We start from the raw sequence: 12,705 nt of genomic DNA on the forward strand, positions 1-12,705 counted from the left end.
GCTCAATACCCATCACTTATTAACTTACAGGTAGTAAAAGAGATGTCGATTACCCGATATGAAACCGCTGTGCGCATGAGTCGCGCTGTTGTACACAACAATACTGTTTACCTTTGTGGACAAGTAGCTGAAGATCGCTCAGCAGATATTACTGAGCAAACGCAAACCATGCTGGCAAAAGTTGTCTCTCTGCTTGAGACTGTCGGTAGCTCAAAAGATAACATTCTTTCAGCCACTATCTACTTAAAAGATATGAGCTTATTTGCCCAGATGAACAGCGTTTGGGATGCATGGGTTGAAGAAGGTAAAGCACCGGCGAGAGCTTGCGTGGAAGCACGCATGGCCAGCCCTGAGTTACTGGTCGAGATATCCGTTATCGCCGCAATAAGCGAAGCGTAAAATAACAGAGTAGATGAAGCCGGTTATGCTTTAACAGGCTTTATCTCATCCAACAATTGCGCTAATGGATAGCCCTTAAAAGGCTTGCCTGTTTCCAGTACAACATGGCTGCTGATATTAACCTGGCCAGGTAATAGATCAAGCAAACGGTCATTAATAGCATTATAGCGCTGCATATCAGGCGCTATGATGCGTAAAAAGAAATCAAATGCGCCACTCACGGTATAGCACTCCACCACTTCTGGGATGTCATCTGTGGCATTACGAAATAGCTTAAAGGCTTCGGTACTTTGGTCTTTTAAACTGACTGTTGCGATAACCGTCACACTGCGACACAAAGAAGGTAGGTCTAAAACGGCCATGTAGGCATCAATTAACCCCTCTTCTTCCAGCTTTTTTACACGGTTTAAGCAAGAACTTGGAGACAAACCCACGCGATCAGCGAGATCTTGATTAGTAATACGTGCGCTTTGCTGGAGCACCGAAAGAATCTTTCGATTAATACGATCAAGAGTCATGAAGTAACCTGATTATTTCTAACTATACTGGAGATGCACCCATAGTAGCTGCTAATTCAGGGATATTCATTAAGAACCTTGCTATTACATGAGCCGAATAAAATTCGGCAATCTATATGCGCAACAACATCGTCCACATGCACACTGGACGATGCTCACATATTAAGTATGACAATAAAGGTTTCATTGCGGCGCGCTGATCACCACTACTTGATCGCTCTGAATGGAATTGTAGAAACAACTTGGTCGGCCAGTATGGCAAGCAGGACCTTGCTGCTCGATACGCAACAGAATAGCATCACCATCACAGTCTAAACGTGCTTCGATCAGGTACTGACGATGGCCGCTCGTTTCTCCTTTTCTCCATAACTGCTGCCGTGAACGAGACCAGTAGCAAACCCGACCTGTCACAAGGGTTTCTTCCAACGCAGTACGATTCATCCAAGCCAACATCAGCACTTCGCCAGTATCATGCTGCTGGGCGATGGTAGCGACCAAGCCATTAGCATTCCATGGAATGGCATCTAGAACATCAACCAGAGGAAGTGATTGACCTACCTCTGCCTGCTCCAGTTGCAACCAGATACTCACGGCTTCAGTGCTGCCATGAGTGTGCTTAGATTATGCTTGAACATACCTAGATAAGTATTAGCAGGAGCCTGACTCGCCAGCGCATCAGAGTATAAGGTACCCCCCACTTTAGCGCCGGCTTCTTCTGCGATTTGCTGAATCAGTCGAGAGTCCCGGATATTTTCTACAAACACCGCACGCACACCTTCCTTGCGCAACTGACGAATCAGGGCAGCCACCTCACCAGCTGAAGGCTCGTCATGAGTAGAGAGGCCCTGCGGCGCGATAAACTGTAGCTGCCAAGCCTGGCCTAGGTAACCGAAAGCATCGTGGCTGGTAACCACTTTTCGCTTGCTGGCGGGCAAGGAAGCAAATAGATTATTAGCTTCTTTGAGCATCGCATGCAGGTGTGTTAGGTAAGCGTCACGGCGGCTAGCATATTCTTCAGCATGGGTTGGATCTACATCTATCAGAGCATTTGCGATGTTACGCACATAGATTTCAGCGTTGCTCAGGCTCTGCCAAGCATGCGGATCAGGTACTTGCTCACCTTCGTCTTCTAACATCAATGGTAGTACCCCAGCACTTGCATTGATGCGCTTACCCGTTGATTCAGTGCTGGCCAGTAGACGATCCAACCAAGGCTCAAACCCCAAGCCGTTAGCAACAATTAGGTTAGCCCTAAGTAGCGCTTTAGCGTTGTCTGGGCTGGGTTCATATTTATGAGCATCGGCATCAGCGCCTACAAAGTTGGTCAGTTCAATTCGATCACCTCCAACTTCACTAACCAGGTCAGCTAGGATACTAAAACTGGTGACCACTTTAACTTTCTCTGTCGCATGCAATGACAAGGGAAACAACAGGACTATCGCAAGAAACAAGTTACGCATGATAAATACCTCAAATAGTTGTGAGCGACGGGAATGAGCGCAATAGACCACGAACAGGCCCAATCACGACAGAAGTTACGTATAGAAAACCTGCCAGGAGCACGATACACGGCCCGCTAGGCAAGTTTGCATAGTAAGACAGGAGCAGTCCCAACCACACACAGGTCGCGCCAAAGAGCGCGGCAAGCAGTAACAAGACCGGTAATTGCCTACTCCAAAAACGAGCGGCAGCAGCTGGTAATATCATCAGACCGACAACCATAAGCGCACCGATGGCCTGAAATCCAATGACCAAGTTAAGTACCACTAGAGTTAGAAACACTCCATGTGCGAGTGCTCCAAAATGGCTAACACTGCGTAGAAACAGCGGATCTAGGCTGTCCAGAGCCAGAGCGCGATAAATCAGGACGAGCAACAGTAGACTTAGCACTGACGTACCAAGCATCCCATTCAAGGTTGTTGTATCCACAGCCAATGCTGAACCGAACAACAGATGTATCAGATCCAGTTTTGGCCCGCCTAAACCGAGGAGGAGCACACCGCTTGCCAAAGAGATCGGATAGAGCGCGGCCAGGCTGGCATCTTCACGCAAGCCTGTACGACGACTAATCCAAGCAGACAGCCCAGCCATACTCAAGCCCGCGATAAGGCCACCAATAGTTAAGGCAGGCAGACTCAAACCGAACAACCAGAAAGCTAGTGCCGTACCGGGCAGGATACCGTGAGCGATAGCATCACCGATCAGGCTCATACGTCGTAGAATTAAAAACACACCCAGCGGCCCAGCACTACAAGCCAATGCGATTCCTCCGAACAATGCACGACGCATAAAGCTAAACTCGGTAAATGGTTCCCAGAGCAATTCCACGTTCAAGCAACCTCTTCTAGCGTTTGACAATTGCTGCTGAACTGGTCGATAGGTGCGAAAATACAGCCATTGCTCGAAATCATTAGAGCCATATCAAGCTTCTGATTCAGGCTAGCGAGGTTATGACTAACAATTACTATGGTTCTGCCTTGTTGTTTCCAACGTGCTATATGCTGCCAGAGCAGTTGTTGCCCGTGTTCATCCAACGCAACCTCTGGCTCGTCTAGCAGCAGGACTTGGGCGGCGGTCAAGCTAAGGCGCGCCAGCAAGGCTCTTTGTAATTCGCCACCCGACAAAACCTCTAGACTCTGTTTTTCCAACTCAAGAAGACCCCAATCAGATAAGGCTTGCTGCAGGCGCACTTGGCGCTCGCGGCGGCTCACACGAGTGCGCCAAAAACCAGCACTGACCAACTCAGCTAAACGTATGGGAAATTGCCTATCCAATTCCTGCTGTTGTGGTAAGTAGGAGATACCTCCCAGCAATGGTGTGCTGATCTTAACTTGCCCACGCAGGGGTTGGTTCAGCCCCGCCATAATCTTAAGGAGACTGCTCTTGCCAGAACCATTTCTACCAATCATTGCCGTTAGGCTCCCAGGAACCAACTGCAAATCAAGTGGAGGAGTAAGAGAGCGTCCATTAGCTCCCCACTGCAATCCGCAACACTGGATCATCTCTGACTTCCCCAGTTCCACGCACTTTCGGCAACGGCATCATGAGCATGCAGGCTTTCCATATGCTCGACGCGCAAATGAAATCCCTGTAAGCAGGCTTCCTCTTGCAGAGCCTGATGAATTCGTCGCGCGGCATCCTCACAGAACATAGTGTTTTGACCGTTGGCCAAGGCAAACGCCTGTTCATCGACCCGTTTCACAGCCGTTTGCAGCGCAGTGCCAAGCGCTAACTCTACGCGCTCAAGCAATACCAACAAGGGCAACTCTGTACATCCCGATGCGAGATGTACCTTGAACGTGGCTGCACTGCGCTGGCTGTGAGGTGTCGCTACGATACCTTGCGAGCTTCCCAGCCAATCGTGTAGCTCCGCATGATGTAAATCTCTGTCGGCGAAGTCCTTACTGAATTGTTTTTGTATTAACTGGCGGGCAAGAGCAGCTGAGCAAGGGCAAGTCGATGAGTAGCCAACCTCTAACTTCATCGTCATGTGCGAACCTTGAGCATCACGAGTGGCATTCACTTCAAAGGGGTAGGCTTTCCAACCACCCAATTGGCTTAGCAATGCCGGACGTTTGAACAGTACATCACCCTTGATACTTAGATTAGCCGTTTTAGACAAACCACAATGGCTATCGAGGAAACGGTCTAGCACTTCATCAAGTAGAGGTACTGTCACTTCTTGATGCTCAAGCGTTTCAAGCGCCAAATACAGGCGCGACATATGGATGCCCCGAGTCTCTGGACTATCAAGACTGACGCCAGCATCTACATATACATTTAACTGCTGCCCAGCAAGTCGAATGGGTAAAGCTATCCCCTGCATGCCGACTAACTTCAGAGGGATGCCTTGATAGGAATGGACCTGACTCGCTACATCAGGCAATACGAGGGAGTTCATATAAAAATACAACCTTTGTTATGTTATAACATAACATTTATATAAAAATAGCCCTGCCTTGTCAATAGACAATTCATGAACAGGCACCACCTACTACATCAAATATTTAGCAACTTCACAGCTTCGAACAATCATCTAACTACCTAGTCAACAATAGTTGTTCCGTTCCAGTAAATGACAAAAGCTCGTAATACTGGGGCAACCAGAAATAGGTCGCTCTAACGATACCCCCACAACCATTGATTCCACGGCACTTTCAGCAACAGGTGAGATTGTGATCCATCGATATACCCCTGAAAAAATACGATCTACCTCATTGCCCTGGAAGTATTGGCATGCCCCTTAGCCAACTCAATAAACGCTGTCAGATAATCTGTTTGTAAATCGGTAGAGCGCTGGCCAAGAAAAATCTGTTTTTGCATCCCCTCGCCTAAGCGCACCGATGTAATCGGCATGCGACTTTGATACTCTGCTACCAACCACCCTGGCAAGGCGGCAACGCCTCGCCCGGCGGCGACCATTTGCAACATAATATCAGTGGTTTCTATTGTTTTATGCTTCTTTGGGCTGCAACTAGCAGGGAGTAAAAACTGACTAAAGATATCTAAACGTTGTGGCTCTACGGGGTAAGTAATCAAGGTTTCAGATACCAGCTGCTCTGGGCTTATGGCTTTTTGTTTTGCTAAAGGGTGAGTATCTGCCACCACCAGCACTTGCTCATAATCAAATACGGGCTCATACGTCAGCCCGGTACGAAATAACGGGTCAGGCGTTACCAGCAAATCAATCTCATACGCATATAAAGCACCAATACCGCCAAACTGAAAGCGTTGCTTAACATCAACATCAACATCTGGCCAAGCAGCTAAATAGGGACTTACCACCTTTAGTAACCATTGATAACAAGGGTGACACTCCATCCCAATGCGCAACGTTCCTCGCTGACCGCTAGCAATCTCACTGACGACCTCTTCGGCTAATTCTAGCTGAGGCAAAATACGCTCCGCTAACCTAAGCAGATACAAGCCAGACTGCGTCAAGCGTAGCTGCCTGCCCTCTTTTTGCCATAGTGCAGTGCCTAGTCTTTGCTCTAGCTTTTTAATGCTATGGCTTAAAGCAGGTTGTGTAACACAAAGAAAATCAGCTGCCGCCGTCAACGACCCCTGCTGATCGACTGCTCTTAAAATTACTAAATGGTTACGTTCTAGCATCTGCCAACTTGCTCGCCAATATATGAATAAAATTTATGGATAGATAAAATAATAGCATTATTTTTCATAAGCCACGATCTCTACTATAGGTAACAGAATGCAAAGTTACTGATTAAAAAGGAAAAATCATCATGGCCATCACACACAACCTGGGCTTCCCGCGTATCGGCTCGCAACGAGAACTAAAGTTTGCACAAGAAAAATACTGGCGTGGCGAAATAGACTCTGCAGGGTTAAGAACATGTGGAAAACAGCTTCGTAGCAAACACTGGCAACAACAGTCACCATTAGATTATCTGCCCGCAGGAGACTTCTCTTTCTACGACCAAGTACTCGACATGAGCTTTGCACTAGGCAATATCCCTTCCAGAGCAGTTAACCAACACAATGCTAATGCCACAGAGCTAGATACATACTTTCGGGTTGCGCGTGGCCGCTCAAGCAAGGATACCGACTGTAGTTGTATTAACGCGGGCGAAATGACTAAATGGTTTGATACTAACTATCATTATATTGTGCCGGAATTCACTCAAGATACGGCTTTTAGCCTCCACTCAGAAAAACTGCTCCAGCAGATATCTGAAGCACAAAGTCATGGCGCTAATGTTAAACCTGTCATTATTGGCCCCGTTACTTATCTATACCTTGGTAAAGAGAAAGATAACTCTAACAAGCTCGCGCTGCTCGATCGCTTACTGCCGGTATATCAACAATTATTAGCTGAACTTGCCAATGCAGGCGTTGAATGGGTACAAGTCGATGAGCCAATTTTGGTAACCGAACTAGATCAGGAATGGAAACAAGCACTAGAACACAGCTATCAGTTTTTACAAAAAAAACCAGTAAAACTACTCTTAGCAACTTACTTCGGTCCACTGCAAGACAACCTAGCACTCATCAGCCGGCTACCCATATCAGGTGTTCATCTGGATGCTATTAATGCCAAGCATGAAGTCGTTGACCTGATCAAAAGCCTACCTGCCAGCAGCGTTGTTTCTTTGGGTGTTATCAACGGCCGTAATATTTGGAAAACCGATCTAAACACCACCCTTAATTGGTTAGAGCCTATCGCCAAAGAACTACAAGAACGCTTATGGATTGCACCGTCATGCTCACTACTTCACGTACCTGTTGACTTAGAATCAGAAGAACAGCTCGATCCTGAAATTAAATCATGGCTAGCTTTCGCTCATCAAAAACTCGATGAACTAACTACGTTACAAACTGCACTTAATGAGGGGCGAGACAAGGTTTCTTCAAAACTAGCGGCAAATCAAACAGCCATTAACAACCGCCGCCAGTCAACACGCGTTAACAACCCTGCCGTACAGCAAGCAGTTGCCAACATCAGCCCATCACTGGGGCAACGTCAAAGTGATTTTAATACGCGTAGTAAACTTCAAAAAGAACACATCAAGCTGCCACTTTATCCAACAACAACCATTGGCTCCTTCCCTCAAACAGCACAGATTCGTGCCGCTCGCTTACGCTATAAAAAAGACCAAATCAGCGAATCCGACTATGCACAACTGATGCAACAAGAGATCAAATACGCTGTGGACCAGCAAGAAACGCTGGGTCTGGATGTGCTGGTACATGGGGAAGCTGAACGTAATGACATGGTGGAGTACTTTGGTGAACAGCTTCAAGGATATGCTTTCAGTCAATTCGGCTGGGTACAGTCATATGGTTCTCGTTGTGTAAAACCACCGATTCTATTTGGCGATATAAGCAGACCAAAAGCCATGACTGTTAATTGGACTCAATATGCCCAGTCATTAACAAAGAAACCTATGAAAGGCATGCTAACCGGCCCTGTAACCATACTTAACTGGTCATTTGTTCGAGATGATCAGCCACGCTCAGTCTCTTGTTACCAGTTAGCACTAGCGATACGTGAAGAAGTTCAGGACCTTGAAAAAGCCGGTGTAAACATCATCCAAATTGATGAAGCAGCACTGCGTGAAGGGCTTCCTTTGCGCCAATCCCAATGGCAAGAATACTTGCAATGGGCCATTGAGAGTTTTCGTATCAGTGCCAACGGTGTAGATGATAAGACTCAGATTCATACTCACATGTGTTATTCCGAGTTTAACGATATTATCTCTGCCATTGCCGATATGGATGCGGATGTTATTACGATTGAAACATCACGCTCCGATATGGAACTACTGGATGTATTTGATCATTTCAACTACCCCAATGACATTGGCCCAGGTGTATATGATATTCACACACCAAACACACCAACACAGGATCAAATAGTTGACTTAATAGATAAAGCAGCTCAACGGATTCCTGCTGAACGACTGTGGATCAACCCAGACTGCGGTTTAAAAACTCGACAGTGGAAAGAGGTCATTCCTGCTTTACAAAACATGGTGGCCGCTGCACACACATTGCGCCAACAAGCATTAAAAGCCGCTAGTTAATAGATATAGATTATAAGACCAATAAAAAAGCGGCGCCTTTATTTAATAAAGGAGGCCGCTTTTATCGACTATCGGTACAAAAAAAATGAATTACATCTGTGATTGGAGGTAGTTTTCTAATCCAATCATCTTAACAAGACGCAATTGCTGCTCAAGCCAATAAGCATGATCAACTTCAGTATCTTCCAGTAGCTTCTCAAGAATTTCTCGAGATTGGTAATCCTGCTCTTCTTCACAGATTTTAATGACTGCTTTGAGCTGATTACCCACGGTATATTCAATCCGAAGGTCACTTTCAATCATCTCGACAACATTAGTACCGATTTTCAAACCTTCTCTTGTCACCATATCTGGCGTGCCTTCGAGAAACAGCATACGTTCAATCAATAATGATGCATGCCCTTTTTCATCTTCCACTTCATGATCGATACGCTCAAAAAGCTTAGTTAGCCCCCAATCATCGTACATACGTGAGTGGATAAAGTACTGGTCCATAGCTGCTAGTTCCATCGCCAGCAATGAATTCAAGCCATCAATAACGCGCTGATTACCTTTCATCTTTTTTCTCCGCTCTCTTACATCTTACTCTGTAGATAATTTTCGATGCCCATCTGGCTAATCAGATATAATTGGGCTTCAATCCAATCGAGATGCGCTTCTTCAGCTTCAAGAATCTCTTCTAACATATCTCTACTAACGTAATCTGACTGCGTTTCACACAGCGCTATCGCTTCACGAAGTTGTGACAATTGATCTGTTTCAAAATCTAGATCACATTGCAGCATTTCAGCAGTGTTTTCGCCAATACGTAATCGCTCTAAATGCTGAAGATTCGGTAAACCTTCAAGGAATAAAATTCGCTCGATCAGTTCATCTGCCTGTTTCATATCTTTGATCGATTTTTTATAAGCTTTCTCGTTTAACTCACCCAACCCCCAGTTTTTATACATACGAGCATGTAAAAAAAACTGGTTAATGGATGTCAATTCGGCCGTCAAAACCTTATTGAGCATACTTAGTACTTGCTTATCACCCTTCATACCATCCTCCGGCAGACTCTACTTAAGTTTGTAAGATACCAGAAGCGTTAAGTGATGAAATACAAAAGTCTTACGTTAGGATAAAAAAGACGACAAAAGGTTGATATAAATCTACATGAGAACTATTATCAATCTTAATAACATATAGGTTATCTAATTATGTACATATGTATCTGCAACGCGGTAACAGATTCACAAATTAAAGAGGCGCTGGACGACGGTGCTACAAGTGTCGCTGACCTAAACAAAACGCTATCAGTTGGTAGCTGCTGTGGTAAATGTACTCGCTCCGCTAGACAGATCATCAAGCAATATAGATCGGCGATGGAAATTGATGAACTATCGTATAGTGCAATGTAACGGCTATGTCTTAAATGCCTTCTAACGTACCTCCTTATCTAAATACGTTACTCTTCACCTACGCGCCAGCACAAAATAATATTTTGTCTATTACGCCCTAAACGCTGCTAACTAATACGTCTTCATCAGCTGCTGAATTTAAACACCTACCCTATTAGAAATTTCCAAATAGAACACTACAGCGCACTGACCGAATAATATTCGGCGTATATAATTATTTCCGTATTTTGTTGCTAACCAAGTAAACATTTAAACAGCTCATTCTGAAAGGCTACGCGTAGAATATTAGTTAATAATGATAACTAAGTGAGCCTAACATGCTGATTATTCGCCCTTGCAAAGAAAGTGATTTGGATGATTTGATGAACATCTCCCATGCGGTCGGCAAAGGGATGACATCAATGCCTGCTGATGAAGCAGCCTGGCTAGAAAAGATCAATGCATCGGCTCAAGCTTTTAATTCTGCTCAGCCAGCTGCACAGAGCAATACGTATTTCATGGTGCTGGAAGATACGGCTACTGGGCATTTAGCTGGCACGACAGCTATTTATACAGGGGTAGGACTTAGCCGTCCTTTCTATTCTTATAAAATATCCACACTGGTCAGTAGCAGCAGTGACCTTGATATGATTCGTAAAACCCAAGTACTCAATATCGTCAATGATTACACTGGATCAACCGAAGTTGGCTCTATTTACTTGCTACCCGAATACCGCAAACCGGGTGTAGGCCAGTTTTTATCACGTGCGCGCTTTCTAACCATGGCCGACTTCCCAGAACGTTTTGGTGATCAAATCATTGCTGAGCTACGTGGCTGGCAAGATGAAAATGGCCGGTCTCCACTATGGGATAACCTTGGTAAACCCTTCTTTGGCATTGAGTTTCAAGATGCGGTGAATACCGCAGCGCTCAAAGGTTCACAGTTCATCTCTGACTTGATGCCTAAATACCCGATATATATCAACCTATTACCGCAAGAAGCACAAGAAGTTATAGGTAAACCGCATGATTTCTCGGCGCCTGCATTATTCATGTTGAAAAAAGAAGGTTTTCAGTTCTCCGGTTATGTTGATTTATTTGATGGAGGCCCTTCGGTGCAAGCCGATACTAAAGAGATTCGCAGTGTTAAAGAGAGCTGTAGTAGCCATTTCCAAGTGGTAGATAACCTCCCTACATCGTCACAAATGTACTTAGTCAGCAATGAAAGCTTAGATAACTACCGTGTTGCTTTAGCGCCTGGACAAATGACTGACAATGGCGATTTCATTATAGACCAAGCCACTTTCCACTCATTGCAGCTCTCCGTTGGTGGCTTAGTACGCTTTATCACAATGAACAAATCCTCTGTCCGAAAAGCACACTCAGAGGCGGCATGACGGGTATTAGAGAGTAATATCTTCTACACTGGTTTTTTTCGTACTCTCTGGAGGTAAATTGATGGACAACAATCATTGGATTCTTACCGCACAATGCCCAAGCCGCTTAGGGACTATCGATGCTGTTACTGGGCTGCTGTATACCAACCAACATTACATCACTGAACTGCACTCATTTGATGACTGCCATAGCAACCAGTTCTTTATCCGGGCACAGTTTCGTGCCAATGACTCTTTTGATGAAGCCGCCTTTCGCCAAGAGTTCTCATTAAAAGCAGAACAGTTTGATATGCAGTGGCAATTACGCTCCACTGCAAACAAACCTAAAGTAGTGATCATGGTTTCCAAATTTGATCACTGTCTTAATGACTTGCTCTATAAGCACAGGATTGGGCAGCTATCAATCGAGATACCGGCTATTATTTCCAATCACCCGGACCTTGAATCATTAGCCCAATGGCATGGCATCCCTTATTACCACCTACCTGTGAGTGCCGAGACTAAACCAGCTCAAGAAGCACAAGTCATGCAGATCATCAAAGATGTAGACGCTGAGCTAGTCGTACTTGCACGATACATGCAGGTACTGTCTCCACAACTGTGCCAGCATTTAGAAGGCTGGGCAATTAATATCCATCACTCATTACTACCTGGTTTTAAAGGCGCAAAACCCTACCACCAAGCGTATGAAAAAGGCGTTAAAACAGTGGGAGCAACCGCCCACTATATTAATGATGATCTCGATGAAGGCCCTATTATTGCTCAAGGTATCGACTCAGTAGACCATGCGTACTACCCAGAAGACTTGGTCGCCAAAGGCCGAGATATAGAACGCGTCACTCTTTCACGAGCGGTACGTTATCATGTTGAACAACGGGTTTTCTTAAACGGACAACGTACCGTGGTATTTGCTGACTAAGCCACTTAGGCTGTTATGCTGCTGTACTTGGAGTTATGAGTGATTAACTCCCAAGTACACAGTTTAACGCCTGATAATCTTCTAGAACCTGCTGAGCATTTCTCTCCACATTTTGAGACACACGCTGATAATGGCTAATAGTTCTCGCTAAATAAGCCTGATCATCCGGCCTAGACAGATCCCACATAATAGAGCCTACCGGGGAGATAGGCTGCGCTGCGTGTAAGCTAACATGTAGAACTTCATAAAATCGGTTATTTTCTTGTACTAAGCACTCATCAATTAAAGAGAATCCCATTTCAATCAATGTATTACGTACTTTATAAGTATGCAGCACGGGACATAGCAAAAACTCCATTTTCTGTTGAGGGTTCTCAACAAGTAGCCCAGCTACTAATTCAATCAGTAAATCACCACCGACACCTGCAATTATCATTAAATGACAACTGCCTTCATTTACATTGGTAGCTGATGACAACTGTAATTTTGCTACATCAGCCACATGTGTCTGCCAACTGCTAGTTTTTGCTCCCTCAGGAAAAAAACGCT

Annotated in this window: 15 protein-coding genes; 5 read left to right on the forward strand and 10 right to left on the reverse strand. The window is 45.1% G+C overall.

The window, feature by feature from the left end; translation table 11 throughout:
• The first annotated feature begins 42 nt into the window (after positions 1–42).
• Positions 43–399, forward strand: a complete 357-nt coding sequence (locus QZZ55_RS09595) for a RidA family protein (protein WP_293267104.1) — start codon at positions 43–45, stop codon at positions 397–399.
• 23 nt (positions 400–422) lie between these two features.
• On the opposite strand, the gene QZZ55_RS09600 is transcribed toward QZZ55_RS09595, so the two are convergent.
• The 7 genes from QZZ55_RS09600 to QZZ55_RS09630 all read right to left on the reverse strand — a co-directional run bounded on the left by QZZ55_RS09600 (position 423) and on the right by QZZ55_RS09630 (position 6,029).
• Positions 423–917: an Lrp/AsnC family transcriptional regulator gene (locus QZZ55_RS09600; RefSeq protein WP_293267105.1), complete on the reverse strand. Its 495-nt coding sequence runs from the start codon at positions 915–917 to the stop codon at positions 423–425.
• A 183-nt stretch (positions 918–1,100) separates the two neighbouring features.
• Positions 1,101–1,508, reverse strand: coding sequence for a phosphoribosyl-AMP cyclohydrolase (gene hisI, locus QZZ55_RS09605; RefSeq protein WP_293267106.1), 408 nt, complete (start codon positions 1,506–1,508; stop codon positions 1,101–1,103).
• A complete protein-coding gene (locus QZZ55_RS09610) occupies positions 1,505–2,377 on the reverse strand; it encodes a metal ABC transporter substrate-binding protein (RefSeq protein ID WP_293267107.1) in 873 nt (290 codons plus the stop codon). Before QZZ55_RS09610 ends, hisI begins: the two co-directional genes overlap by 4 nt.
• 10 nt (positions 2,378–2,387) lie before the next feature.
• The gene (locus QZZ55_RS09615; protein ID WP_366512304.1) at positions 2,388–3,206 is read right to left on the reverse strand and encodes a metal ABC transporter permease; all 819 of its coding nucleotides are present in this window, start codon (positions 3,204–3,206) and stop codon (positions 2,388–2,390) included.
• 41 nt (positions 3,207–3,247) lie between these two features.
• Positions 3,248–3,919 carry an ATP-binding cassette domain-containing protein gene (locus tag QZZ55_RS09620; protein WP_293267109.1) on the reverse strand — a complete coding sequence of 224 codons (672 nt, stop codon included), beginning with the start codon at positions 3,917–3,919 and terminating at the stop codon, positions 3,248–3,250.
• On the reverse strand, positions 3,916–4,818 hold the full coding sequence (gene folE2 / locus QZZ55_RS09625; RefSeq protein ID WP_293267110.1) for a GTP cyclohydrolase FolE2: 903 nt from the start codon (positions 4,816–4,818) through the stop codon (positions 3,916–3,918). Before folE2 ends, QZZ55_RS09620 begins: the two co-directional genes overlap by 4 nt.
• Positions 4,819–5,126: 308 nt before the next feature.
• A complete protein-coding gene (locus tag QZZ55_RS09630; RefSeq protein ID WP_293267111.1) occupies positions 5,127–6,029 on the reverse strand; it encodes a LysR family transcriptional regulator in 903 nt (300 codons plus the stop codon).
• A gap of 131 nt (positions 6,030–6,160) precedes the next feature.
• Between QZZ55_RS09630 and metE the strand changes: the two genes are divergently transcribed.
• Positions 6,161–8,461 carry a 5-methyltetrahydropteroyltriglutamate--homocysteine S-methyltransferase gene (gene metE, locus QZZ55_RS09635; protein ID WP_293267112.1) on the forward strand — a complete coding sequence of 767 codons (2,301 nt, stop codon included), beginning with the start codon at positions 6,161–6,163 and terminating at the stop codon, positions 8,459–8,461.
• Between the two features lie 90 nt (positions 8,462–8,551).
• Here the strand turns inward: metE and bfr (QZZ55_RS09640) are convergent, their stop codons facing one another.
• Both bfr (QZZ55_RS09640) and bfr (QZZ55_RS09645) read right to left on the reverse strand, forming a co-directional pair.
• Entirely contained in the window at positions 8,552–9,019 is a 468-nt protein-coding gene (gene bfr / locus QZZ55_RS09640; RefSeq protein WP_293267113.1) for a bacterioferritin, read from the reverse strand.
• A 17-nt stretch (positions 9,020–9,036) separates the two neighbouring features.
• Positions 9,037–9,501 carry a bacterioferritin gene (gene bfr, locus QZZ55_RS09645; RefSeq protein ID WP_293267114.1) on the reverse strand — a complete coding sequence of 155 codons (465 nt, stop codon included), beginning with the start codon at positions 9,499–9,501 and terminating at the stop codon, positions 9,037–9,039.
• A gap of 159 nt (positions 9,502–9,660) precedes the next feature.
• Between bfr (QZZ55_RS09645) and QZZ55_RS09650 the strand changes: the two genes are divergently transcribed.
• The 3 genes from QZZ55_RS09650 to purU all read left to right on the forward strand — a co-directional run bounded on the left by QZZ55_RS09650 (position 9,661) and on the right by purU (position 12,156).
• Positions 9,661–9,861, forward strand: coding sequence for a (2Fe-2S)-binding protein (locus tag QZZ55_RS09650; RefSeq protein ID WP_293267115.1), 201 nt, complete (start codon positions 9,661–9,663; stop codon positions 9,859–9,861).
• A 317-nt stretch (positions 9,862–10,178) separates the two neighbouring features.
• Positions 10,179–11,237, forward strand: coding sequence for an arginine N-succinyltransferase (locus tag QZZ55_RS09655; protein ID WP_293267116.1), 1,059 nt, complete (start codon positions 10,179–10,181; stop codon positions 11,235–11,237).
• A gap of 61 nt (positions 11,238–11,298) precedes the next feature.
• Positions 11,299–12,156, forward strand: a complete 858-nt coding sequence (purU, locus tag QZZ55_RS09660; RefSeq protein WP_293267117.1) for a formyltetrahydrofolate deformylase — start codon at positions 11,299–11,301, stop codon at positions 12,154–12,156.
• Between the two features lie 43 nt (positions 12,157–12,199).
• On the opposite strand, the gene QZZ55_RS09665 is transcribed toward purU, so the two are convergent.
• Positions 12,200–12,705: tRNA (adenine(22)-N(1))-methyltransferase TrmK (locus tag QZZ55_RS09665; RefSeq protein ID WP_293267118.1), on the reverse strand; the 506-nt coding region annotated here is incomplete at its 5' end.

Source organism: Neptunomonas sp., from assembly GCF_016744175.1.
Taxonomy (GTDB): domain Bacteria; phylum Pseudomonadota; class Gammaproteobacteria; order Pseudomonadales; family Balneatricaceae; genus Neptunomonas.

Excerpts from the sequence above, each read along its gene's own strand:
- QZZ55_RS09595 (WP_293267104.1), top strand. The coding sequence starts at position 43 with ATGTCGATTACCCGATATGAAACCGCTGTGCGCATGAGTCGCGCTGTT.
- QZZ55_RS09600 (WP_293267105.1), bottom strand. The coding sequence starts at position 917 with ATGACTCTTGATCGTATTAATCGAAAGATTCTTTCGGTGCTCCAGCAA.
- QZZ55_RS09610 (WP_293267107.1), bottom strand. The coding sequence starts at position 2,377 with ATGCGTAACTTGTTTCTTGCGATAGTCCTGTTGTTTCCCTTGTCATTG.
- QZZ55_RS09615 (WP_366512304.1), bottom strand. The coding sequence starts at position 3,206 with ATGCGTCGTGCATTGTTCGGAGGAATCGCATTGGCTTGTAGTGCTGGG.
- QZZ55_RS09620 (WP_293267109.1), bottom strand. The coding sequence starts at position 3,919 with ATGATCCAGTGTTGCGGATTGCAGTGGGGAGCTAATGGACGCTCTCTT.
- folE2 (WP_293267110.1), bottom strand. The coding sequence starts at position 4,818 with ATGAACTCCCTCGTATTGCCTGATGTAGCGAGTCAGGTCCATTCCTAT.
- QZZ55_RS09630 (WP_293267111.1), bottom strand. The coding sequence starts at position 6,029 with ATGCTAGAACGTAACCATTTAGTAATTTTAAGAGCAGTCGATCAGCAG.
- metE (WP_293267112.1), top strand. The coding sequence starts at position 6,161 with ATGGCCATCACACACAACCTGGGCTTCCCGCGTATCGGCTCGCAACGA.
- bfr (WP_293267113.1), bottom strand. The coding sequence starts at position 9,019 with ATGAAAGGTAATCAGCGCGTTATTGATGGCTTGAATTCATTGCTGGCG.
- bfr (WP_293267114.1), bottom strand. The coding sequence starts at position 9,501 with ATGAAGGGTGATAAGCAAGTACTAAGTATGCTCAATAAGGTTTTGACG.
- QZZ55_RS09650 (WP_293267115.1), top strand. The coding sequence starts at position 9,661 with ATGTACATATGTATCTGCAACGCGGTAACAGATTCACAAATTAAAGAG.
- QZZ55_RS09655 (WP_293267116.1), top strand. The coding sequence starts at position 10,179 with ATGCTGATTATTCGCCCTTGCAAAGAAAGTGATTTGGATGATTTGATG.
- purU (WP_293267117.1), top strand. The coding sequence starts at position 11,299 with ATGGACAACAATCATTGGATTCTTACCGCACAATGCCCAAGCCGCTTA.